The 24,674-nt window shown below is 24.3% G+C and carries 26 protein-coding genes; 20 read left to right on the top strand and 6 right to left on the bottom strand.

What is annotated here, in order from left to right; all coding sequences use genetic code 11:
* Window positions 1–2 precede the first annotated feature (2 nt).
* Genes secY through nhaD form a run of 10 tightly spaced genes read left to right on the top strand, consistent with a single transcriptional unit; the run spans window position 3 to window position 7,247 of the window.
* Complete coding sequence (secY, locus tag H0H78_RS01810) at window positions 3–1,385, top strand: preprotein translocase subunit SecY (RefSeq protein WP_185850800.1); 1,383 nt, start codon at window positions 3–5, stop codon at window positions 1,383–1,385.
* A gap of 56 nt (window positions 1,386–1,441) precedes the next feature.
* The gene (gene infA, locus H0H78_RS01805) at window positions 1,442–1,657 is read left to right on the top strand and encodes a translation initiation factor IF-1 (protein ID WP_185850799.1); all 216 of its coding nucleotides are present in this window, start codon (window positions 1,442–1,444) and stop codon (window positions 1,655–1,657) included.
* Window positions 1,658–1,669: 12 nt separating this feature from the next.
* On the top strand, window positions 1,670–1,786 hold the full coding sequence (gene rpmJ / locus H0H78_RS01800) for a 50S ribosomal protein L36 (RefSeq protein ID WP_185850798.1): 117 nt from the start codon (window positions 1,670–1,672) through the stop codon (window positions 1,784–1,786).
* A 6-nt stretch (window positions 1,787–1,792) separates the two neighbouring features.
* A complete protein-coding gene (gene rpsM / locus H0H78_RS01795; RefSeq protein WP_185850797.1) occupies window positions 1,793–2,176 on the top strand; it encodes a 30S ribosomal protein S13 in 384 nt (127 codons plus the stop codon).
* Window positions 2,177–2,189: 13 nt separating this feature from the next.
* Window positions 2,190–2,582: a 30S ribosomal protein S11 gene (gene rpsK / locus H0H78_RS01790; protein WP_185850796.1), complete on the top strand. Its 393-nt coding sequence runs from the start codon at window positions 2,190–2,192 to the stop codon at window positions 2,580–2,582.
* A 22-nt stretch (window positions 2,583–2,604) separates the two neighbouring features.
* Window positions 2,605–3,213, top strand: coding sequence for a 30S ribosomal protein S4 (gene rpsD / locus H0H78_RS01785; RefSeq protein WP_185850795.1), 609 nt, complete (start codon window positions 2,605–2,607; stop codon window positions 3,211–3,213).
* 11 nt (window positions 3,214–3,224) lie between these two features.
* Complete coding sequence (locus tag H0H78_RS01780) at window positions 3,225–4,217, top strand: DNA-directed RNA polymerase subunit alpha (protein ID WP_185850794.1); 993 nt, start codon at window positions 3,225–3,227, stop codon at window positions 4,215–4,217.
* Between the two features lie 5 nt (window positions 4,218–4,222).
* Window positions 4,223–4,672, top strand: a complete 450-nt coding sequence (gene rplQ / locus H0H78_RS01775; RefSeq protein ID WP_185850793.1) for a 50S ribosomal protein L17 — start codon at window positions 4,223–4,225, stop codon at window positions 4,670–4,672.
* Complete coding sequence (gene eno / locus H0H78_RS01770; protein WP_185850792.1) at window positions 4,659–5,933, top strand: phosphopyruvate hydratase; 1,275 nt, start codon at window positions 4,659–4,661, stop codon at window positions 5,931–5,933. The genes rplQ and eno overlap by 14 nt, the downstream gene beginning before the upstream one ends.
* A gap of 27 nt (window positions 5,934–5,960) precedes the next feature.
* The gene (nhaD, locus tag H0H78_RS01765) at window positions 5,961–7,247 is read left to right on the top strand and encodes a sodium:proton antiporter NhaD (RefSeq protein ID WP_185850791.1); all 1,287 of its coding nucleotides are present in this window, start codon (window positions 5,961–5,963) and stop codon (window positions 7,245–7,247) included.
* On the opposite strand, the gene H0H78_RS01760 is transcribed toward nhaD, so the two are convergent.
* Window positions 7,221–7,631 carry a hypothetical protein gene (locus tag H0H78_RS01760; RefSeq protein WP_185850790.1) on the bottom strand — a complete coding sequence of 137 codons (411 nt, stop codon included), beginning with the start codon at window positions 7,629–7,631 and terminating at the stop codon, window positions 7,221–7,223. The two genes, nhaD and H0H78_RS01760, sit on opposite strands and share 27 nt — an antisense overlap.
* Window positions 7,632–7,723: 92 nt before the next feature.
* On the opposite strand from H0H78_RS01760, the gene menB reads away from it, so the two are divergent.
* Genes menB through H0H78_RS01735 form a run of 5 tightly spaced genes read left to right on the top strand, consistent with a single transcriptional unit; the run spans window position 7,724 to window position 12,392 of the window.
* Entirely contained in the window at window positions 7,724–8,551 is an 828-nt protein-coding gene (menB, locus tag H0H78_RS01755; protein WP_185850789.1) for a 1,4-dihydroxy-2-naphthoyl-CoA synthase, read from the top strand.
* Entirely contained in the window at window positions 8,548–9,459 is a 912-nt protein-coding gene (gene menA, locus H0H78_RS01750) for a 1,4-dihydroxy-2-naphthoate octaprenyltransferase (RefSeq protein WP_185850788.1), read from the top strand. The genes menB and menA overlap by 4 nt, the downstream gene beginning before the upstream one ends.
* 42 nt (window positions 9,460–9,501) lie before the next feature.
* On the top strand, window positions 9,502–10,203 hold the full coding sequence (locus H0H78_RS01745; protein WP_185850787.1) for a metal-dependent hydrolase: 702 nt from the start codon (window positions 9,502–9,504) through the stop codon (window positions 10,201–10,203).
* A 24-nt stretch (window positions 10,204–10,227) separates the two neighbouring features.
* Window positions 10,228–11,304, top strand: coding sequence for an enolase C-terminal domain-like protein (locus tag H0H78_RS01740; protein ID WP_185850786.1), 1,077 nt, complete (start codon window positions 10,228–10,230; stop codon window positions 11,302–11,304).
* Window positions 11,280–12,392 carry an AMP-binding protein gene (locus tag H0H78_RS01735; RefSeq protein ID WP_185850785.1) on the top strand — a complete coding sequence of 371 codons (1,113 nt, stop codon included), beginning with the start codon at window positions 11,280–11,282 and terminating at the stop codon, window positions 12,390–12,392. The genes H0H78_RS01740 and H0H78_RS01735 overlap by 25 nt, the downstream gene beginning before the upstream one ends.
* Here the strand turns inward: H0H78_RS01735 and H0H78_RS01730 are convergent.
* Complete coding sequence (locus H0H78_RS01730; RefSeq protein WP_185850784.1) at window positions 12,338–13,591, bottom strand: NADP-dependent isocitrate dehydrogenase; 1,254 nt, start codon at window positions 13,589–13,591, stop codon at window positions 12,338–12,340. The genes H0H78_RS01735 and H0H78_RS01730 overlap by 55 nt on opposite strands.
* A 222-nt stretch (window positions 13,592–13,813) precedes the next feature.
* Between H0H78_RS01730 and H0H78_RS01725 the strand changes: the two genes are divergently transcribed.
* Genes H0H78_RS01725 through H0H78_RS01715 form a run of 3 tightly spaced genes read left to right on the top strand, consistent with a single transcriptional unit; the run spans window position 13,814 to window position 16,718 of the window.
* Window positions 13,814–14,662: a serine O-acetyltransferase gene (locus H0H78_RS01725; protein ID WP_185850783.1), complete on the top strand. Its 849-nt coding sequence runs from the start codon at window positions 13,814–13,816 to the stop codon at window positions 14,660–14,662.
* 20 nt (window positions 14,663–14,682) lie between these two features.
* On the top strand, window positions 14,683–15,594 hold the full coding sequence (gene cysK, locus H0H78_RS01720) for a cysteine synthase A (protein WP_185850782.1): 912 nt from the start codon (window positions 14,683–14,685) through the stop codon (window positions 15,592–15,594).
* Between the two features lie 38 nt (window positions 15,595–15,632).
* Window positions 15,633–16,718, top strand: a complete 1,086-nt coding sequence (locus H0H78_RS01715; protein ID WP_185850781.1) for a flavodoxin domain-containing protein — start codon at window positions 15,633–15,635, stop codon at window positions 16,716–16,718.
* 17 nt (window positions 16,719–16,735) lie between these two features.
* Here H0H78_RS01715 and H0H78_RS01710 read toward each other — a convergent pair whose 3' ends face one another.
* From H0H78_RS01710 to H0H78_RS01700, 3 genes are read right to left on the bottom strand one after another with little or no spacing between them, the layout of a single operon-like run.
* Complete coding sequence (locus H0H78_RS01710; RefSeq protein ID WP_185850780.1) at window positions 16,736–17,698, bottom strand: NAD(P)-dependent oxidoreductase; 963 nt, start codon at window positions 17,696–17,698, stop codon at window positions 16,736–16,738.
* Window positions 17,688–20,048 carry a transglycosylase domain-containing protein gene (locus H0H78_RS01705; protein ID WP_185850779.1) on the bottom strand — a complete coding sequence of 787 codons (2,361 nt, stop codon included), beginning with the start codon at window positions 20,046–20,048 and terminating at the stop codon, window positions 17,688–17,690. The genes H0H78_RS01710 and H0H78_RS01705 overlap by 11 nt, the downstream gene beginning before the upstream one ends.
* 40 nt (window positions 20,049–20,088) lie before the next feature.
* Window positions 20,089–21,120, bottom strand: a complete 1,032-nt coding sequence (locus H0H78_RS01700) for a PSP1 domain-containing protein (protein ID WP_185850778.1) — start codon at window positions 21,118–21,120, stop codon at window positions 20,089–20,091.
* An 81-nt stretch (window positions 21,121–21,201) separates the two neighbouring features.
* Between H0H78_RS01700 and coaD the strand changes: the two genes are divergently transcribed.
* A complete protein-coding gene (coaD, locus tag H0H78_RS01695) occupies window positions 21,202–21,669 on the top strand; it encodes a pantetheine-phosphate adenylyltransferase (protein ID WP_185850777.1) in 468 nt (155 codons plus the stop codon).
* Here coaD and rnr read toward each other — a convergent pair.
* Window positions 21,638–23,629, bottom strand: coding sequence for a ribonuclease R (gene rnr / locus H0H78_RS01690; RefSeq protein ID WP_185850776.1), 1,992 nt, complete (start codon window positions 23,627–23,629; stop codon window positions 21,638–21,640). The two genes, coaD and rnr, sit on opposite strands and share 32 nt — an antisense overlap.
* A gap of 190 nt (window positions 23,630–23,819) precedes the next feature.
* On the opposite strand from rnr, the gene H0H78_RS01685 reads away from it, so the two are divergent.
* Window positions 23,820–24,638, top strand: a complete 819-nt coding sequence (locus H0H78_RS01685; protein WP_185850775.1) for a glycogen/starch synthase — start codon at window positions 23,820–23,822, stop codon at window positions 24,636–24,638.
* Window positions 24,639–24,674 lie beyond the last annotated feature (36 nt).

Below are 24,674 nucleotides of genomic sequence, written 5' to 3'. Positions count from 1 at the left end.
AAATGAAAAATTTCTTCACTATATTTCATAATATTTGGAATGCAAAAGAATTACGTGATAAAATAATAACAACTTTAAATTTTTTATTAATATACCGATTAGGTGCATATATTCCTCTTCCTGGAATTAATCCTTTAGGTATCAGTGATTTTATAGATAAAATGAATTTAGGATCCAAGGGAATTATGCAAATTTTATCTTCTTTCACAGGAGGGGCATTTAATCGTGCTTCTATTTTTGCATTAGGTATAATGCCTTATATTTCTGCTTCTATTATTATACAATTAATGTGTTTAGTTGTTCCTTCTTTACAAAGACTGCAAAAGGATGGAGAAAGTGGAAAAAAACAAGTAAATCTAATAATAAGATGGTTAACTATTGGAATATGTATGATTCAGGGTCCTTTGTATTTGATATCTTTAACAAAGCAATTTATTCCTTATACTACTTTATCTCATGCTTATTTGTTAAATATAGATTTTTTTTATGAAAAAATGTTATTTTGGATTATAGGGATGGTTGTATTAACTTCTGGAACAATATTCACTATGTGGTTAGGAGATAAGATGACAGAAGAAGGTGTTGGAAATGGAATATCTTTAATTATCATGTCAGGAATTGTAGCTCGTTTTCCAGACGCAGTAATTAAAGAAATATATAATAAAACCGAAGTCGGACATGGTGGTTTAATAGTTTTATTTCTTGAATTAATGTTATGGTTATTAGTTATCCTTTTTTCTATTGTAATTATACAAGCAATTAGGAAAATACAAGTTCAATATGTTTCTCATCATAAATCAACAGTCTTTAGTTCTAAAATAATGCATAGAAAACATCAGTATATTCCATTAAAAATGACATCTGCAGGTGTAATGCCAATTATTTTTTCTCAGGCAATTATGCTTTTTCCTTTAACTTTTTATGATTATGTATCCAATAATAAAATAAAAAATTTTTTTCATTTATTTCAAGATGTATATGGTTTATGGTATAATTTAGCCTTTTCAAGTTTAGTTATAATTTTTACTTTTTTTTATACAGCTATTACTATTCCAGTGAATCAAATAGCTGATGATTTAAAAAGAAATGGAGGACATATACCTAAAATTAAACCTGGAAAAGATACAGCAAAATATTTAGATTCTATTTTGTCTAAAATAACATTTCCTGGTTCTATTTTATTAGCTTTAATAGCTATATTACCTTCTATTGTTTTTCGTATTGGAATCACCCAAAATTTTTCCCTATTTTATGGAGGAACTTCTTTGTTAATCTTAGTTGGAGTTGTTTTAGATATTATTCAACAAGTGAATATGCATTTATTAAATTATTATTATGATGATTTAATGATGATGAAAAATAGAAACATTAGGTATCCCATATAATTTATATAATAAAATTTAATTTTTTGTTATATTTATAACAAATATAAAGAAAGTGTATGGCTAAACAAAAACATATTGAAGTTGACGGTAAAATTATAGAATCATCTCCAAATGCAATGTTTCGTGTAGAATTGGAAAATGGATGTATTGTTAAAGCTCATATTTCTGGTAAAATGAGGATGCATTATATTAAAATATTACCTGGTGATAAAGTTAAATTAGAAATGTCTTCTTATGATTTAGAAAGGGGAAGAATTACGTATAGATATTAAAAAAAAATTTTTATGAAAATTAAATCATCTTTAAAAAAAAGGACAAAAGATTGTAAAATTATTATTAGAAAAGGTCGTTTGCGAATTATTAATAAAAAAAATCCTAGATTTAAACAAAGACAAGGTTAGTAATTTATGTCCAGAATTAGAATATCAGGGATTGATATCCCTAAATCAAAAAGAGGTGTAATTGGACTTACTTATTTGTATGGAATAAATATAAGTTTATCTAAAAAAATATTATTATCTGTTAGAATTGATGAAAATGTTAAAGTAAAAAATTGGTCTGATGAAGAATTAAGTCGTATAAGAAAATATGTATCAGATTATATAAAAATTGAAGGAGAATTAAGGTCAGAAGTACAATTAAGTATTAAGAGACTAATGGATATTGGATGTTATAGGGGTACTAGACACAGAAAACATTTACCATTAAGAGGACAGAAAACAAAAAATAATTGTAGGACAAGAAAAGGGAAAAAGAAAACTGTAGCAAATAAGAAGAAGATTACGAAATAAAAAAATTTTTACTATGTATGGAAAAAAAAAGTTATTAAAGAAAAAAAAATCTGTAATAGTTGATTCTTTTGGAGTTGCACATATTCAATCTACTTTTAATAATATTATTATTACTTTAACTAATAAAAAAGGAGATGTAATAGCATGGTCTTCTGCCGGAAAAATGAACTTTAAAGGATCCAAAAAAAATACTCCATATGCTGCTCAAATAGCGGCAGAAGATGTAGCAAAAAAAGGATTAAATGCTGGAATAAAAAAAATAGAAATAAATATTAAAGGACCTGGAGGTGGAAGAGATTCTGCTATAAGATCCTTGAGTAATTCTGGCTTGATAGTAACTATAATAAAGGATATAACACCGTTACCTCATAACGGTTGTCGTCCTCCTAAAAGGAGAAGAGTATAAAAATTTATTTATAAATATTTTTATGGCAAGATATGTAGGACCAAAAACAAAAATTTCTCGTAAGTTTGGAGAATGTATATATGGAGAAGATAAATATTTTGACAGAAGAAGATATCCATCTGGTCAACATGGAAATAGTCGTCGTAGAGTAAAACGTTCAGAATATTTTATTCAACTATCAGAAAAACAAAAAGCTAAATATACTTATGGTATATTAGAAAATCAATTCAAAAAATTATTCTTTGAGGTTTCAAGAAAAAAAGGAATAACTGGAGAATTATTATTACAAGAGTGTGAATCACGTTTGGATAATATTGTTTTTCGTTTAAATTTTGCTCCATCTAGATCATCTGCCCGTCAGATAGTCTCTCATAGGCATATTATGGTAAATGATCATATTGTTAATATTCCATCTTTTAAATTAAAAGTTGGAGATCGTATAAGTGTGAAAAATAAATCTAAAAAACATCCTGTTATATTAAATACTATAAATGATAAAACAAGATCTGTAATGGATTGGTTAGTTTCAAATGAAAAAGAAATGTTTGGAATATTTAGAATTATGCCAAAGAGAAAGGAAATTCCCGAAAACATTAAAGAACAACTCATTGTTGAGTTTTATTCAAAATAAGGAAAAATTATATGTCTATTATTGATTTTGTTCAACCTGATAAGATCACGGTATCAGAACTTTCGGATAAAAATGGTATTTTTCATTTACAACCTTTGGAGCCAGGATATGGTTTAACGTTAGGAAATTCTTTAAGAAGAGTTTTATTAGGCTCTTTAAAAGGTTATGCTGTAACCTCGATTAGAGTAAAAGGAGTAAAATATGAGTTTTCTACAATAGAAGGAATAGTGGAAGATGTAACTGAAATTATTTTAAATTTTAAAAAAATTCGTTTCAAGAAGAAAATTGATGGAGTTTCTAAAGAAATAGTGAACATCCTAATTAAGAATCATGAAAAAATTACTGGAGATATGTTAAATGAATTTATTTCTAGTTTTCAAATTATTAACAAAGATTTAGTTCTTTGTAATAAAGAAAAATCAGTTCCATTAGAAATGAGTTTTACTATAGAAGAAGGAAGAGGGTATATTCCTGCTGAAATGAATAAAAAAGATGAAGATTTAATAGGAAATATTCCTATAGATTCTATTTATACTCCTATAAAAAATGTAAAATATACAGTTGAAAATTGCCGAGTAGGTAAAAAAACAGACTTTGAAAGTCTTTCTTTAGAAATAAAAACAGATGGATCTATCTGTCCAAAAATCGCTTTAATGGAAGCGTCTTTAATCCTGATAAAATACTTTTCTATTTTTTCTCATGAAAAAATAGGAAAAATAGAAAATAATGAGATTAATAATAAAGCAAAAAAATATGATGATGAATTTTTACGAATGCGAACATTATTAAAATCTAAATTAATGGATATGGATTTATCTGTTCGTACAAAAAATTGTTTAAAAAATGCTTCTATAGAATCTATATATGATTTAGTGAAATGTAGTAAATCCACTATGTTAAAAATGAGAAATTTTGGTAAAAAATCACTAGAAGAATTAGAAAATAAAATGAAAGAAAAAGGTTTATATTTTGGAATGGATATTTCAGATTTTAAATTAAATTAGGATTTATGAATCATAGAAAAAAAAATAACCATTTAGGAAGAAAAAAAGAACATGTAAAATCACTTTTATCTAATATGTCTTCTTCTTTAATTAAAGAAAAAAGAATTTATACGACTTTAGGAAAAGCTAAAGTGTTAAGAAAATATATAGAACCTATTATCACTAAATCTAAAATAGATACTACACATTCTAGAAGAAATATATTTTCTTTATTAAGAGATAAAAAAGCTGTTCAGGAACTTTTTGAAGAATCTTTCAGAAAAGTTAGAGAAAGGTCTGGTGGATATACAAGAATTATAAAAATAGGATCTCGACTTGGTGATATGGGTAAATTATCTTTAATAGAATTAGTTGATTTTAATAGAATTTATAATTCTAAACAATCATCAAAGGCAACAAGACGTAGTGGTAAAAAAAAAAGAGATATAAGTTTGATCAGTAATGAGAAAAATTAAAAGGATAAAAGCCAGACAGATATTAGATTCAAGAGGAAATCCAACAATAGAAGTAGATGTTATAACAAATAATAATGTTTTGGGACGTTTTTCTGTTCCTTCTGGAGCTTCTAAAGGAGAACATGAAGCTTTTGAATTAAGAGATGGTGGAAAGAAATTTTTAGGAAAAGAAGTATATAAAGCTATATATAATGTTAATAATATTATAGCACCAGAATTAACAGGTGTATCTATTATAGATCAAATCTATATAGATCATCTAATGATAGATTTAGATGGAACAAAAAATAAAAGTAGATTGGGTTCTAATTCTATATTAGGTGTATCTATCGCTGCAGTAAAAGCTGCTGCTAAAGAATTGGATATTCCTCTTTATAAATATATTGGAGGTGTATTTAGTACAAATGTATTACCAGTTCCTATGATTAATATAGTAAATGGAGGAAGACATTCTGATGCTCCTGTAGCATTTCAAGAATTTATGATAGTACCTATGAAGGCTAATACTTTTTACGATGCTATTGAAATGGGACATAAGGTTTTTTATCAGTTAAAAAACCTTTTATTTAAAAAAAAATTATCAATAAGTGTTGGAGATGAAGGAGGTTTTTCTTCTAATTTTAATGGAATAGAAGATGTTTTAGATCATATTTTAGAATCTATTCATTTATCAGGTTATATACCTTATGATCAAATAGGAATAGCATTAGATTGTGCCTCATCTGAATTTTATTCAAATAATGTATATGATTATTCTAAATTTGAGAAAGGAAGTATAAAAAGATCTAGAGAAGAACATGTAAGATATTTATCTTATTTAGTCAAGCGTTACCCAATTGTATCTATAGAAGATGGAATGGATCAAAATGATTGGATAGGATGGAATATTCTAACTAAAGAATTAGGTGAAGATATTCTATTAGTAGGGGATGATCTTTTTGTTACTCAGGTAGAAAAATTAAATAAAGGAATAAAAAATTTTTCGGCAAATTCTATTTTAATAAAACTTAATCAAGTAGGAACATTAACAGAAACTATCGAAACTATAAATTTAGCAAAAAAACACAGATATCATAATATTATTTCTCATCGTTCTGGAGAAACAGAAGATACTTTTATAGCAGATTTAACTGTATCTTTAAATATTGGAAAAATAAAAACAGGTTCTATCTGTCGTTCTGAACGAACAGCTAAATATAATCAATTACTTCGTATAGAAGAAATGTTAAGTGGTAAATCTGATTACGCAGGATGGTATTAAAAAAAAAATAAATTCCAAAATAAGATTATGGAATCAATGATAATATTAGTTTTTATCATTGGATATTTATTTATTACCATTGAGAATATTATATCCTTAAATAAGGTTTTTTCTTCCTTAATTATGGCGTCAGTTTGTTGGTCATTAATTATGTTTTTTAAAATTCCTGTTTATGATTTAAATGACAAATCAACGATTTCACTTAACATAAATACTAAATCTTTATTGTTATATCATTTGGGAAAAACTTCAGAAATAGTTTTTTTTATTGTAGGAGCAATGTTAATAATATCTATTATTGATAGATATTCTGGTTTTGATGCATTAAGAAATTTATTTATTACTGACAGTATAACAAAACGTAAATTTTTGTGGATAATAAGTATTTTATCTTTTTTTTTATCTGCTATTATAGATAATTTAACGTCTACTATGGTTATTATTACTATTTTAAGAAAAATAATTTCTGATTATAAAGAACGTTTATATTATATTGGTTTAGTTATTATATCTGCAAATGCAGGAGGAGTATGGTCTCCAATAGGGGATATTACCACTACTATGTTATGGATATCTAACAAAGTAACAACTTTAAATCTTCTTAGAAAAGTTTTTATTCCTTCTATTTTATGTTTGATTATCTCCACTTTAATTGGTTCTTTTATGCCTGTTTTTAATGGTTTTCTTTCTATAAAGAAAAGTGAATTGTCTAGAAAGGATCTTCAAAAAGCTTTTTTCATATTAAATTTGGGTATAAGTTTACTATTATTTGTTCCAATATTTAAAACTATTACTGGTTTACCTCCATATATGGGAATGATTTTTTCTCTTGGAATATTAGGAATAGCAACAACTAATTTTTCAGAAAAAAATTTTTCTATAGATGAAATTTTTAAGAATCTAGATCTTTCTAGTATTTTATTTTTTTTTGGTATTTTACTTTCTGTTTCTTCATTAGAATCTTTAGGAATATTATATAATTTATCTCAATGGATAAATAACACTGTTTCTTCATGGAAAATTACTGCATTTTTATTTGGATTGATATCTTCTATTATAGATAATGTACCATTAGTTGCTGCAACTATAGCTATGTTTTCTTATCCATTAGATCATGATATTTGGCATTTTATAGCTTATGTTTCTGGAACAGGAGGTAGCATTTTTCTTATAGGATCAGCTTCTGGAGTAGCTGCTATGGGTATGGAAAATATTGATTTTTTTTGGTATTTCAAAAAAATAGGATGGATAGCATTAATTGGATATTTTTCTGGTTTTTTATACTTATTATTTTATCCATTTTTTTTTCTGTAAAAATTCTACAAATTCTCCACTTAGATATGAAAAAGGAAAAAATATTGTAAGAATAGAAAATCTAAACCATAATGGAAAAGTGTATATAAATATATGAATAAAAGAAAAAATAAATAAAATAAATCCAGTTAGCATAGCATATGCTTTTTTAGCTTTTTTCACAAAAAAAGCAGTTAAAATACACCCTAAAAAAGTACTAAATATATAAAAAATGAATAATATTATGAAAAATTTATCAGGAGCATAATAAAATATAGATTTTAAATCTATTATAGAAATAGATTGAATATTTATAAATCCTTTTTTAATATATTTTATAGAAAAAAGGATTTCAATAAAACTGATTAATATTCCAATTAATACTGAAAAAATATTTCTAAACATAATAACACAATTAATAGTAAAATTTTTTTTATTATTTTGTACTCTTTCCTATAATTTTAAAATAAATATCAATTTTTAATATATATTTTCTTATGGTTGATTCTTCAATAAATTGGATTCTAATAAAAGAATATAAGGATATTTTATTTACCTTTTGTAAAGGAATATCAAAAATAGAAATTAATAGACCTAAATGTCATAATGCTTTTCGATCAGAAACAGTGAATGAAATGATTGATGCTATAGATATATGTTATAAAAGAATGGATATAGATGTATTGATTATAACTGGTTCTGGTAATAAATCTTTTTGTTCTGGGGGAGATCAAAAGACGAGAGATAAAGGAGGATATTTAGGAAAAGATGGTATTCCTAGATTAAATATCTTAGATTTTTATAAAAAAATAAGAGAACTTCCTAAACCAGTTATAGCTATGGTTAACGGTTTTTCTATAGGAGGTGGACATGTTTTGCATGTTGTTTGTGATTTAACTATTGCTTCAGACAATGCCATTTTTAGTCAAATTGGTCCAAAAGTAGGTTCTTTCGATGGAGGTTTTGGTTCTTCATATTTAGCTCGTCATATAGGTCAAAAAAGAGCTCGTGAAATGTGGTTTTTATGCAAAAAATATACTGCAAATGAAGCACTAAATATGGGGTTAATAAATAAAGTTGTTCCTCTAAAAGATTTAGAAAATGTTACCATAAAATGGTGCAAGATTATTCAAAAAAGAAGCCCAATGGCTTTAAGAATGATTAAACGTTGTTTAAATGCAGAATTAGATGGACAACATGGTATAATGCAATTGGCTGGAGATGCTACTTTAATGTTTTATTTAATGGATGAATCTATAGAAGGAAAAAAAGCTTTTTTAGAAAAAAGAAATCCAAATTTTAAAAAATTTCCTAAATTTTTATGAAATTTAAAAAATTTCTATATGCTATCCGTATTAATACTTTAATGTTATCCTTCTCTGGAATAACATTAAGTTTTTTAATCTCCTTATCTAAAAATATTACAAATATAACAACATATTTATTATCTCTATCTACAGCAGTTTCTTTACAAATATTATCTAATCTAGCAAATGATTATGGTGATAGTATTTATGGTTTAGATAATTTAAATCGTGTTGGTCCAAGAAGAGCCATTCAAAGTGGTTTTTTTTCATTCTCAGAAATGAGAATAGCTATATATTTATTTTCTTTTTTGTCTTTTTTATTAGGTTTTTTATTAATTTTTCATTCTATTTCTATGAAAAAAAACTTTTTCCTTTTTTTGTTGTACATAATAGGTTTATTGTTATGTATTTTTTTTTCTATAAAATATAGTTTAGGAAACAAACCTTATGGATATATAGTAGGAATAGGAGATTTACTTGTTTTCATTTTTTTTGGACTTTTTTCTATAGAAGGAAGTTTTTTTTTATATACTCGTTTTTTTTCATTAGAAATGTTTTTTTTATCTTTATCAATAGGTTTGTTGAATTCATCTGTTTTGAATATCAATAATATGAGGGATATGGAAAATGATTTTAAAAATGGAAAAAATACGTTAGCAGGTTTTTTAGGAAAAAAGTATGCAAAATTTTATCATTTTATATCTGTTATAACATCCTTATTTTTTGGTGTATTTTTTATTTTTTTGACTTATAAAAATTTTATTCAATGGTTTTTTTATATAATAAATATTCCTTTTTTTATAGATCATTTGAAAACTATTTACTATAGTAGTAGACCAAAAGAATTTACTTTAGAATTAAATAAACTTATTTTTTTGATTTTTTTTTATTCCATGAGTATAGGAATTAGTAGTTTTACTTATTAATTAATATTTAAATTTATTAATTATAGTCATAATAATAAAAAAATGGAATTAACGTATTTTACTCATAGTACATGTTTGTTAAAAATTAGAGAATATTCTTTATTAATAGATCCATTTTTTACAGAAAATCCTTTTTTTCAAGAAAAGGAAAAAACCTTATTAAGAGAAGATTTTTTTTCTATAAAAAAACTTGAATACATTTTAATAACTCATGCTCATTATGATCACGTATGTGATGTAGAATTTATCGCAAGAAGATTTAATTCTTTAATTATTTCAAATTATGAAATTTCTTCTTATTATGATAAAATAGGATTACAAACATATGGAATAAATTATGGATCTTTTATTTCTTTTCCTTTTGGATATATAAAATATGTTTGGGCTTCACATTCTAGTGTTTTTAAAGATGGAACTTATGGTGGAAATCCTGGAGGTTTTTTATTACATACGGAAAAAGGAAATATATATATATCAGGAGATACTTCATTAACATATGAAATGAAACTTATTCCTACTTTTGGTAAGATAAAAATATCTATCCTTCCTATAGGAGGAATTTATACTATGGATATAGAAGAAGCTATTATAGCTTCTTCTTTTTTGAAGTGTGATAAAATATTAGGTGTTCATTATAACACTTTTAAACCAATTCAAATTAATAAAAAATTGGCAATAAAAAGGTTTTCTGAAAAGAAAAAAAAACTTTTTTTATTGGAAAAAGGAGAAAAAATTCTATTTTAATAGCTTTTTTTTAACTGTAAAACTATGGAATTAAAATCTGTATTGAAGAAACGTGTATTTTTTTTTGAAAAAAGAATTCAAAATTCTTCTAGAGTTTTTAAAAAAATATTAATTTGGTTTTTAATAATTAAAAAAAAAAATAAAATAGGAATAGGAGAATGTAATCCATTATTGGAGGTAACCAACTTAAAAAAATTAAGTTCTTACAAAAAAGAATTATTCTTTCTTTCTGAAAAAATAAATTTTTTAAAGAAGGAAGAAACGAATTTTTATCGTCCTTATATTTCTTTTTCTTCAATTCTATTTGGATTAGAACAAGCTCTTTTTGGATTAAAAAAAGGTTTTCCTATTTTATATAATTCAGAATTTACTGATGGTAAAAAAGGTATACCTATTAATGGTTTGATATGGATTTCCTCTTTAAAAGAAATAGAAAAAGAAATAAAAAAAAAAATTATTCAAGGTTTTTTATTTTTAAAAATAAAGATAAATCCAAAAATATTTCTACATAAAGGTTTTTTTTTAGAAAAAATAAAAAAAAAATATCCAAATGTTAAAATATCTTTAGATGCAAATGGTTCTTTTGAAAAAAAAGATTTTTTTAGTTTTATTAAAAAAACGAAAAATTTAGATATCATTCATTCTATTGAACAACCTATAAAACCTGGAAATTTTAAAGATCTTATTGAAGTTTGTAGAGAATCAAATATACCTATAGCTTTAGATGAGGAATTAATAAATATTAAAGATTTAGAAATGAAAAAAATTTTTTTAGACATTATTAATCCAAATTATATAGTATTAAAACCAAGTGTATGTGGAGGTTTTTCAGGGACTAAGGAGTGGATTGAGATAGCAAATGAAAGGAAAATAGGATGGTGGATTAGTTCTTCATTAGAAAGTCATATAGGAATAAACTCTATATCTCAATGGCTTTTTCATTTAGAGAAAAAAATATTATATAACAATAATAGTAGTAGAGGTTTACATGGATTAAACATAGGTCATTTTCATAATGATTTCTTATCTCCTTTAATAGTTAAAAAAGGATCTATTTGGTATAATCCTTTAAAAAAGTGGAAAATAAAAAATCATATTTAAAAATGTGGATTAATTTTTCTCAAAAAAAAATATATTCTAATAATTTATTAGCAAGAAAACATCCATTATATTCTTGGCAAGAATCAATTTTTTCTATTATAAAGAATTGGAAAGATAATAATCAAAAAACATTGGAATGTTTTACTTCTGGTAGTACAGGTTTTCCAAGAAAAATTTTTTTAAAAAAAAATGAATTGTATGAAAATGCGAAAAAAACAGTTGATACTTTAAAATTAGGAAGTAAAAAAATTAAAGGATTATTATGTCTATCTCCAGATTATATAGCAAGTAAAATGTTTTTGATACGTTCAATCATATTCTCTTGGAATATTTATTGCATTCCTCCAACTTCTAATCCTTTAAAAAATATAAAGGAAAATTTTGATATTGTTTCGATGGTTCCTCTTCAAGTTTTTTATTCTAGTTTATATCAATTAGAAAAATTAAAAATTATTCTTATAGGAGGAGGTCCTATTTCTATAGAAATAGAAAAAAAATTACAAAAGATCTCCACAAGATGTTATCTTACATATGGAATGACAGAAACTTTAGGTCATATAGCTTTAAAAAGAATTAATGGAAAAAAGAAAAAATCTTATTTCCAATCTTTACAAGATATCTCTCTTAATGTAGATAAAAGAAATTGTTTAGGAATTTTTATGAAAAAAAAAATATTTATCCAAACAAATGATATTGTTAACCTATTTTCTGAACATAAATTTAATTGGATAGGTAGATATGATAATGTTATAAATAGTGGAGGTATTAAAATTATTCCTGAGTTAATAGAAAAAGAATTATATCCCTTTATTTACAAAAGATTTATAATAACTTCTATTCCAGATAATATTTTAGGAGAAAAAATAGTCTTAGTTATTGAAGGAAATTCTTTTTTTGTTAAAATACCAAAACATATTTTCAAAGGAAAAAAAAGATTTTATAAACCAAAATATACTTTTTTTATTAAAAATTTTATGGAAAAACCTTATGAAAAATTGAAAAGAAAAGAAATTAGAAATTTTCTAATTAAAAATTATTTTCCGAATAAAAATTTCATTCTTTTTTCAAATTTACATTTTAAAATGTAAAAAAAAGATTCTGTATCTAAATAATTATTTTTTTTTATATCTAAATTATTTTCATAAGATAGATTGAATAAATCTTTAGTCATTTTTCCAGAAATAATAACATCTAAGCAAGTTTTTTCTATTTCTTCCGAAAAAATTTTTAAATCTAAATTTTGATCTAAATTAGCGCGGTGTTTTAATCCACGTGTCCAGGAAAAAATAGAAGCTATTGGATTTGTAGATGTTTTTTTTTCTTTCTTATATCTTTCATAGTGTTTTTTTATTGTTCCATGAGCCGCTTCAGATTCCATTGTTTTTCCATCTGAACTAAGTAAAAAAGAAGTCATCATCCCTAATGATCCAAAACCTTGAGCAATATAATCAGATTGTACATCTCCATCGTAATTTTTACAAGCCCAGATAAAACCTCCTTTTGATTTTAGGGAAAAAGCTACCATATCATCAATTAAACGATGTTCATAAGTTATTCCATATTTTTTAAATATGGATATGAATTTATTTTCATATAAATATTGAAATATTTCTTTATATCGTTCATCATATATTTTTAATATGGTATTTTTTGTTGAAAGATAAAGTGGATATTTTTTTTGAATAGAATAATTAAAACAGGAATTAGCAAATTCATTAATAGATTTATCTGTATTGTACATTCCCATAGCAATTCCTGGTTCTAAAAAATGGTGAATTTCAATTTTTTTTTGTTCTTCTTTTTGATTTTCCTCTGGAATAAAATGGAAATATAATTTTCCTTTTTTTTTAATCAATAAATCAGTTGCATTATATTGATCTGCATTTGCATGACGAGCTATACATATAGGTTTTTTCCAATTTTTTACGATATTTGGAATATTTTTTACCAAAATAGGCTCTCTAAAAATAGTACCGCCTAAAATGTTTCGTATAGTTCCATTTGGAGATTTCCACATTTTTTTCAAATGAAATTCTTTCATTCTTTCATGGTCTGGTGTTATAGTTGCGCATTTTATTCCTACATTATATTTTTTTATTGCATGTGCTGCTTCTATTGTTATTTGATCATTAGTTCTATCTCTATTTTCTATTCCAAGATCAAAATAAACAATTTTCAGATCTAAATAAGGAAAAATGAAATATTCTTTTATATATTTCCATATAATTTTTGCCATTTCATCTCCATTCATTTCTACTATAGGATTATATACTTTTATTTTTTTCATATTATTTATGTAGATGAAAATTAATTCAGTTCTATTATTTAGATTAAGTTTAATCAACAATAAATATTATATTTTTTTAACAGAAAAAAAAATAAATTCTTATATTTGTTGTTTCTTTTCTTCGAGAAAGAAGATCATCAAATATTTTCATGAATTTTATTTATGAATATGTCTTCCATGACTGTTTGTTGAATTTGTTATATTGAAATTTTAATAATCATAATGAATTCTACTAGTTCACATTTTTTGAAAAAATTATTCCAAAAAAATAACCAAAATATAAAAAATGGATTTTATCCTTCTTATCTTAACAAGGAAAAGTCCGAAAAATTTGTTGATAAATTATTTAATTTTCTTTTTATTCCTGAAAAATTAGAAGATTTTAATTCTTTAAAAGAAATTTATAATAAATTAGAAATAGAATTATACAAAATTCTTATCGAATTAAATTTTGAGGAAAAAAAATCGAAAAATATATCTAAAATTTTTTTTGAAAAAATACCTATTATCTATCAAACACTGGTCGTAGATGCATATGCCATTTTAGACTTTGATCCAGCTTCCACAGTAATAGAGGAGATTTATTTATCTTATCCAGGTTTTTTTGCTACTGCATTATATAGAATAGCACATGAACTATGGATGATGAAAATCCCTATTTTTCCTAGATTAATAACAGAATATGCTCATAGCAGAACGGGTGTAGATATTCATGCTTCAGCTAAAATTGGAAAAGCTTTCGTGATAGATCATGGAACAGGAATAGTTATAGGTTCCAGTACAAAAATAGGAAATGATGTTAAAATTTATCAGGGAGTAACTTTGGGTGCTATTTATGTAGATAAAAAATTAGCAAACAAGAAACGTCATCCAACTATAGAAGATAAAGTGACTATTTATGCTGGAGCAACAATTTTAGGAGGAGATACAATAGTTGGACATGACAGTATTCTTGGAGGAAATGTATGGGTAACACATAGTATCCCACCCTTTTCTATAGTTTATCAAAAAAGTGAAATAAGAATGAGAAACAATAGTCCTTTCCCTGACCCTATTAATTATATGATATAATTAAAGAAAAGAATAATGAGATGAGAGTAAAAAATATATTACATACTATAGGTAATACACCCCATGTACGTTTAAGTCGTTTATATCCAAATCATGAAGTTTGGATAAAATTAGAAAAAAATAATCCAGGAGGAAGTATAAAGGATCGAATAGCTCTATCTATGATAGAAGATGCAGAAAAAAAAGGAATTCTTAAAGAAGGGGATACTATTATAGAACCAACTTCTGGAAATACTGGAATTGGATTAGCTATAGTTTCTTCTGTTAAAGGATATCGTCTTATTTTAGTAATGCCTGAATCTATGAGTATAGAAAGAAGAAAACTATTTTCAATTTTCGGGGCAAAATTTGTACTTACTCCTAAAGAAGAAGGAATGAAGGGGGCTATTGAAAAAGCTGAAGAACTTATAAATTCTATCCAAAATTCTTGGATGCCAAAACAATTTGATAATATATCTAATTCTAATATACACAAGAATACTACAGCAATTGAAATTTTAAAATCATTTCCAAATGGAATAGATTATTTTATTACGGGAGTAGGGACAGGAGGACACATTACTGGAATAGGAGAAGTATTAAAAGAAAAATTTCCAAAAATAAAAATATTCTCTGTAGAACCAGAGGAATCTCCAGTAATTTTTGGAGGAAAGCCTAATTCTCATTTTTTACAGGGGTTAGGAGCTGGATTTATTCCTTCTATTTTAAATATTAAGATATTGGATGGTTCTTTTTTGGTATCTAAGGAAGACGCATTTAGTTTTGTTCGTAAAATTGCTAAAAAAGAAGGAATTTTAGTTGGAATTTCCACAGGTGCTGCTTTATCTGCTATTGATAAAGAATTATCAAATATTCCAAAAAATTCTACTATTTTAACATTCAATTATGATACTGGAGAAAGATATCTATCAATTGATAATCTTTTTTTTTAAAAAAAATGAAAGGATAATATAACTATTATAACAATTTTATGTCTATTCTTAATAAAGAAAAGGAGAAAATAACAGCGAAGGTATTAGAAAAGAAACTATTAAGTGATAAAAAAAAAGGATCTAGTAGAGATATATATCATATTGAATTTATCATGATAAAAAATGATAAAACAAACATAAAAGATAATAATCAATATTATTATGAACCAGGTGATTCTATAAGAATTGTTCCTAACAATACAATAAAAGAAGTTCAAAAAATTTTAAATTTTTTTAATCTTAATATAAATCAAGAAAATTTAATAAATAGATTTATAAAATTGAATATATCTCATTTATCAACAAATTTTTTGAAAAATTATTCTTTTTTAATAAAAAAAAATTTTTCATCCAATAAAGAATGGAAACTTTATGATCTTTTAAGATTTATTCCTCCAAATAAAGATTTTCAATTAGAAAATTTAGTTAAAATCATAGAACCTATTAAACCTAGATTTTACTCTATTTCTTCTTCTCCTAAAGTTAATTTATTAGAAATACATATATCTGTATTGCTTGATCAATTTAGAATTGACGGAAAAACTAGATATGGACATTGCTCTAATTTTCTTTCAAATTTAGAAAAAGGAGAAAAAATTACATTTTCTATTCATAGGAATCAATCTTTTAAACTTCCAAAAAATGATGAAAATATGATTCTTATTTGTTCTGGGACAGGAATAGCTCCTTTTCGTTCTTTTTTATATGAAAGAGAGAAAGTTATATCTAAAGGAAAAAGTTGGCTTTTTTTTGGATTACAAAAGCGTTTTTTTGATTTTTTATTATATCAAATGGAAATAAAAAATTGGAAAAAGAAAGGAATTCTTTCTAGAGTTGATTTTGCTTTTTCTAGAGATCAAAAAAATAAAATTTATGTACAGGATAAAATATGGGAAAATCGTATAGATTTTTTTTTGTGGATAAAAAGTGGAGCACATATATATATTTGTGGGAAAAAAAAACCAATGAGTCTAGATGTAGAAAATACCATTTTTCGAATTATTAAAGAAGTTGGTTTTTGTAATCCAGAATATTTTATAAGAAATATGAAGAAAAAAAAGAAATATTTAAAAGATGTATATTGATATAATTTTTAATTATATTACATATATGAGAAAGAATTATAAATAGAAAAAATTTTTTTGACAATTATGTTTGCCATTTTACGTTCTGATTCTTTTGTTAATCCAGCAATATGTGGAGTTAAAATTATGTTTTTAGATTGAAGAAAATTATAAAATTTTTTAGAAAACTTTTTATTTCGAAATAAATTTTCAAATAAATTAGATTCATAATCTATGACATCTAAACATGCTCCAAGTATTTTACCATATTTTATAGCATTGATTAAGTGATCAATAAAAACGCATTTTCCTCTAGAAGTATTAATCAAATAAAAAGGTTTTTTGAAGTTTTTAATAAAATTTTCATTTATCATTCCTTTTGTATTCCTTGTATAAGGAATATGTAAACTAATAATATCTGATTCTTTATAAATTTTATTTATATCTACTTGTATTGCATTCTGATCTCCTTTATTAGGTAAAATATCGTAACATAATATTTTTGCATTAAATGATGAAATTTTTTTTGCAAAAGCTTTTCCTGTATTTCCATATCCTATGATTCCTATAGTCTTTCCTTTTATTTCTTTTCCTTTATTTAATTCCCTATTCCATTTTCCTTTCCTTATTTCTTCATTAGAAATACAGATATGATTCATTATAGAAAGTAGCATTCCGATAGCATGCTCTGCAACTGAATCTTTATTTCCTTCTGGAGAAGTTATTAATTTGATATTTTTTTTATATGCATATTCTTGATCTATATTTTCTATTCCTGATCCAACACGAGCTATAAATTTTAAATTCATAGCTTTATTTAAAAAATTTTTATCTATTTTTAATCTGCTTTTTAAAATAATTCCATTATAACTAAATATAGTTTTTTTTATTTCTTCTTCGGATTCCGAATATTTTTCGTTACAAAAAAAACCATTTATTCTTAACTTTTTTAAAATAAAAGGATGAATTTTGTCTAAAATTAATATTCTTTTATTCGTCATTTTTTTTAATATTATCTTCTTCTTTATTTAAAAAGTTATCTGTCTCTATAATATTTTTTAAATCCTTATTTTTTTCATCTTCATTGGATTCATTGGATTCATTGGATTCATTGGATTCATTGGATTCATTGGATTCATTGGATTCATTAGAATGTTTGTATTCTTCTTCAATACAATTATCCAAATGAAAATTTTCCGGTTTCTGGAATATAAATTGTTCATGATAAACAAGATTTGAATCTTTGTATAGATTATTCATATAATATGCCCATATCGGTAGAGCCATATTAGCTCCCTGTCCCAACTTAATATTCTCAAAATGAGAAAATCTATCTTCCCAACCTACCCAAACTCCAGTAGTTAAATTAGGAATCATCCCTATAAACCATCCATCTGAATTTTCATTAGTAGTTCCTGTTTTTCCTGCAACATTTCCAAAAAAAAGATGATTATATTTATTTAATCTTTTTGCAGTTCCATATTGGACTACACCTTGCATTAATTTTATCATAACATACGCTACTTCTTCACTAAATACTTGTCTTCTGCTACTAAAATCTATATGATCTTTAATTAATTTACCATATTTATCTTCTATTCTGACTAACATAGTAGGCTTACTATAAAAACCCTTATTAGTAAATGTATTAAAAGATCCAGTCATTTCATATAAGGTTAAATCAGCTGATCCAAGTGCTATAGATGGATTTTCAGGAATAATTGATTTTATTCCCATTTTTTTTGCTAAATTAATGACTGGTTTTGGTGTCATTTTTGATATAAGACGAGCTGAAATAGTATTAACAGATAATGCTAATCCATCTTTTAATGTTAAAAAACCTCCATATCTTCCATTTGAATTTCTTGGACTCCATTTTCCTAAATGGAATTTTTCATTGGATATTTTTGTACATGGAGAATAATGTAATTCACTGATAGCCGCAGCATATAAAATAGGTTTAAAGATAGAACCAACTTGACGTTGTGTTTTTGAAACATGATCATATTGAAAATAATTAAAATCTATTCCCCCTACCCATGCTTTTATATAACCCGTCGAAGGTTCTATGGATAATAATCCTGCTTGGATTATACTTTTTTGATAACGGATAAAATCCCATGGGGATATTAATACTTCTTTTGTTCCTTTCCAAGTAAATAATTTTGTATTTTGTGGTTTTTTAAAAATCTTTATAATTTGTTCTTCCGTCATTCCTTTTTGTTTAAGATCTTGATATAATTGTGTTCTGTGAACTGCAGAAAGAATAATTCTGTTTGTTTTTTCCTTTGTAATATTTAGAAATGGGGCATTTTTATTTTTCTTTTGAGAATTATTAAATAAAATTTGCAATTTGCTAAGATGTTGTTTTACTGATTTTTCTGCATAATTTTGCATTCTTATATCGATAGATGTATATATTTTTAAACCACTTGAATATAAACTTAATTTTTTTCCTGTTCTTTTTTCATAATTATCTAATTCTTCTTGAATTTCTTTTTTCAAAAAATCACCATAATACGTTGATAATTCGAAATTTTTTCTTTGTAATTTAAAATTTATTTGAACAGGTTTTTCTAATTCTTTTTCATATATGTTTTTGTTTAAAAAATTATATTTTTTCATTTGAAAAAGAACAAGATTTCTTTGATTTTTAGTTCTTATTGGATATAATCTTGGATTGTAAAATGACGGATTTTCTAACATTCCAACTAATATAGCGCATTCTCCTAAATCTAATTCAGAAGCTGTTTTATTAAAATAAGTGAGAGCAGCAGTCTCTATTCCTTTAGCATTATATAAAAAATCAAATTTGTTATAATACATAGTAATTATTTCTTCTTTCGTATAACGTTTTTCTAATTCAATAGCCATTACCCATTCTAAAAGTTTTTGATGAATTCTTTGCCATTTATTTTTAGCTGATTTCCCTGTAAAAAGGAGTTTAGCTAGTTGTTGAGAAATTGTACTACCACCTCCTTTTTTCCCCAAAGAAAAAATAGCTCTTAAGAGAGATTTAATGTCAATACCAGAATGATGTTTAAAACGGATATCTTCTTTTGAAATAAGAGCATTAACAAGATTTTTTGGTAACTTTTTATAGGTAATCAAAGTTCTATTTTCTGAAAAAAATTTACCTAATAAAACACCATTTGTATCATAAACTTCTGATCCTACTTCCATAGTAGGATTTTCTATATCTTTTGTGCTTGGTAAAGCTCCTAAATGACCTTTATATGCTGAATAAAAGATTAAAAAAATAACTCCTATTCCTAAAAAAAAGAAAAACCAGAAATAAAAAATGAGTAAACCAAATATTTTTGTACTTTTTTTCTTATTAAGATAATACACTAATTCTTTGTTATGATTATGAATATCTTATTCATTATAATTAATGAAACGTTAATTCTGTTCTTTTAATAATATTAACTGTAGTTAATTCCTCTAAAGGAGGAGTAATTTTATCTTTTTTTAAGATGATTTTGATATCATCTATGTTTAAACTAAACCATATATTCGGTTTTTTTATATAAGAAAACCACATTTTTTTTTGAAAAACATCAATTTTCATACATTGAGCTATTCCTTTTTTTGTTTTTATTTTACAGTTAAAATCAGGAAAATCCTTTATGGAAGATAAATAAGTATCTAATTCATAATTAAGGCAGCATTTTAATTTATTACACAAACCAGTTAATTTTTCTATATTTATAGAAAGTTGTTGATATCTAGCCGAGTTTGTTGAGACACTTCTAAAATTTTTTAACCAAGTAGAACAACATAATTCACGTCCACATGAACCAATTCCTCCAATTTTTGCCGATTCTTGTCTATATCCTATTTGACGCATTTCTATTCTAATACGAAATTTTGAAGCAAAATTTTTGATTAATTGACGAAAATCTATTCTATTTTCTGCTGTGTAATAAAAAGTAGCTTTTTCTCCATCTCCTTGATATTCTATATCACAAATTTTCATAGAAATATTTAATTCATTTGCAATTTTTCTTGATTCAAGAAGCATCGAAGATTCTTCTTTTTTTAAGAAATTGTATTTAGATATTTCTTTTTTTGTAGATTTTCTATAAATCTTTTTCATTTTTAAGGAATTTAAAGAAATATTTTTGTTTCGCATTTGTATTTTAACTAACTCTCCAGTTAAAGTCACTTTTCCAATATCGTATTCATTTAATTTGGATTCTACGGTAACAAAATCATCTTTAAAAAGATTTATTTTTTTTTCATTATGGAAAAATTCTTTTCTATCATTTTTGAATTGTACTTCAACTATATAATATTCTTTCTCATCTATAAAAGGAGATCTTATATTAGAAAGCCAATCTACTACATTTAGTTTAACACATTTTCCTTCTATATTTTGATTACATTTTTGTTGAGAACAAACGGTGCATGATTTTTTCATTTTTATAATTTAAAAAAAAAACATAAAAATTTTTATTTTTTTTATTTTTTTCTTGATAAGAATTTATATATTTTAAATCTTATGGATAGTAAAATAGCTGTATTTCCTGGAACTTTTGATCCAATAACTTTAGGACATTATGACATAATTATTAGATCCTTAAATTTATTTGATAAAATAGTTGTAGCTATTGGAAAGAATTCAGAAAAAAAACATATGTTTTCTATTCATAAGAGAAAGAAATGGATACAAAAAACTTTTTTAGATTTTCCAAAAATAGAAATTGATTTATTTAAAGGTTTAACTACTTCTTTTTGTATAAAGAAAAAAGCTAAATTTATATTAAGAGGGATCAGAAATCAATTCGATTTTGAATTTGAAAAAAACATTATTTATGTAAATAGAGAATTAAATAAAAAAAATTGTATAGAAACTATTTTTATTCTTTCTTCTTATAAAAATTCACATATTAGTTCTCGTGCTGTAAGAGATATTATAAGAAATAAAGGTGATTATACTATTTTTGTTCCTCCTTATGTAAGAGTTTAATTTTATCCTTTTTCATTAACCATTCAAGAATTATTTTTTTCTTTTCTATATTAACATCAATAATTTTGACTTGTATTTTATCTCCTAATCTAAAAATTTTTCCTTTATTTTTACCAATTATGCTATAGTTATTAGAATGTAAAGAATAATAATCTTCTTTAAGATCTCGTAATCGTATCATTCCTTCTATCTGAAAAAAAAGTAAATCTATATAAATACACCATTCTGTCAATCCTATAATAACTCCATTAAACTTTTTCCCTAAAAATTTTTTTATATATTTTACTTGCATAAATTTTAAAAATTCTCTTTCAACATCTATTGCTAAACGTTCTTGATTACTGCAATGTTTGGATTGTTCTTCGTAAAAATCTATAGGTTTAATTTCATTTTTTTTGTTTGATAAATAAAAACATAACAATCTATGAGCTATAATATCTGAATATCTCCTGATAGGAGAAGTAAAATGACTGTAATAAATAAAAGATAAACCATAATGTCCTCTATTTTTTGTAGAATATTTAGCTTTGCTCATACAACGAAGAATTGAATTTTCAATCATATTTTTCTCTGGTTTTCCATGTATTTTTTTTAGAATAGAATTGATAGAATCTTTCAGATTTTTAAGATCCAAAATATAACCTAAAGGTTCTATTATACTTTTTAGAAAAGAAATTTTTTGATAATCTGGCTCTTCATGTATTCTATAAACATACGTATTACGAGAGGGTTTTCCATCTAGATTTAGACTAACAAATTCAGATATTTTTCTATTAGTCAACAACATAAATTCTTCGATGAGACGATGAGCTTCATGATTTTTTTCAAAAAAAATATCGATAGGATTATTTTCACTATCTAAATGAAATTTAGTATCAAATCTATCTAAAAAAATAGCTCCATTTTTCAATCTATTTTTAGAAATAATTTTAGAAAAAAAGAATAAATCCATTATATCTTCATGATATTCTCCCTTATTTTTTTCTATTATTTCTTGTACTTCTTCATATGTAAATCTTTTATTAGACCGTATAATTGTTTTTCCAAACCAATTTTTTAAAATTTTTCCTTTACTATTCATGTTAAAAATGTATGAAAAACACAATTTATCTTCTTCAGGAAGTAAAGAACAAAGATTATTGGAAATTTCTTCAGGAAGCATAGGTATTACTTTTCCCATAAGATAAATAGATGTTGCACGGTTATATGCTTCTTTATCTAATAAACTTCCTTCTTTTATGTAATAAGATACATCTGCAATGTGAATTCCAATTTCCCAAGTTTCAGAATCTAATTTTTTAATAGAAAGTGCATCATCAAAATCTTTAGCATCTAAAGGATCTATTGTAAAAGTATTAATATGACGCATATCTCTCCTTAATCTTAAATCAAAATTTTCTTTTTCCATTATTTTTTTAGTTTCTTTTTCAATTTTTTTTGAAAATTTGTAAGGAAATCCATATTCAAATAACAAAGAAAAAATTTCTGTGTTATATTCTCCAGAAATACCAAAACTTTTTATTATTTTTCCTATAGGATTTTTAGATTCTTTTGGCCATAAAATTATATTTGTTAATACTTTTTCATTATTTTTGTATATTTTTAATTCTTGTTCTTGAATAAGAATATCTACATGTATTGTATTATCATAAACTTTTACATAAGCATATTTGGAATGAGTTTTTAATTTAAGAACTCCGACAAAATTTTTTCTTTTTCTTTTAATAATTTTTAAAACTTTTCCTTTTATTTTTTTCCTTGATTTTTTTTTCGTAATTTTTACGAGGACAAGATCTCCGTTTATAGCTCTATTTGTATCTTTTTTAGATATAAAAACATCTTGAGTATCTCCCTCTATATTTTTAAAAAATGCAAAACCATAACTGGTAACAGAAATATGTCCAGTTACTAAAAAACTATTTTTTTCAACAAAATTTTTCTTTTTTCCTTTTAATTTCATGATAACAAAAAAAAAACTTATAAATTGATTACTTAAATAAAGTAAAAACTAAACACTATTCTACAATCTACAAGTAATTTATCTACTAATAAAAGAAATATTCTTCATTACTTTTTCATCTCAAACTGGATATTATTTTATATCTTTGCAATGATCTGATATATTATATTTTAATAAAATACTCTATAAGATGACAGGTAAACGTTTATTATATGTTTCTTCAGATTTATTTCCTTTTTCTTCAGAAAATCCTGTTTCTTTGTCAGTTTTAAAGGCTGCAAAATTTATGCAGTCTATAGGAAATGATGTTCGTATATTTATGCCTCGTTTTGGAGTTATAAATGAAAGAAGACATCAATTACATGAGGTGATACGTTTATCAGGAATGAACTTGATGATAAATGATATAGATCAACCTCTATTAATAAAAGTAGCTTCTATACCTTATGCAAGGTTACAAGTTTATTTTATAGATAATGAAGAATATTTTAAAAGAAAAGCTATATATGAAGATGAAAATGGAATATTTTTCCATGATAATGACGAAAGGGCTTTATTTTTTACAAAAGGAGTTTTAGAAGCTGTTAAAAAATTAAATTGGAGACCTGATATAATTCATGTCTATGGTTGGATAAGTTCATTGATTCCATTGTATGTTCATGAATTTTATAAGAATGATCTTATTTATAAGAATACAAAAATAATATCTTCTATTTATAATAATCCTTTTCAAGGAAGTTTAAACAGTAATCTTCTTAAAAAGATACAAACAGATGGAATTAAATCTGAAGAATTAAAATTATTGGAAAAACCTAATTATTTTAACTTAATTAAATTATGTATGCATTTTTCTGATTCCATAATCAAGGGTGATCTTCTTTTTCCTAAAGAAATAGAAGATTTTATTCATCTAAATAAATTATTAGTATTCAAATATTATCCTGTAGATAAAATAGAAACAGTCTATCAAAAATTTTATAAGGAAACAGTATTATTAGAAACAGATTAAAAGTTTCTATTAAAAAAATAGAATATAGAAAAATAT

This window comes from Blattabacterium cuenoti (assembly GCF_014251235.1).
Taxonomy (GTDB): domain Bacteria; phylum Bacteroidota; class Bacteroidia; order Flavobacteriales; family Blattabacteriaceae; genus Blattabacterium; species Blattabacterium cuenoti_AF.
Note: the sequence above shows the minus strand (reverse complement) of the source record. Positions and strands in the feature narration are given on the sequence as shown.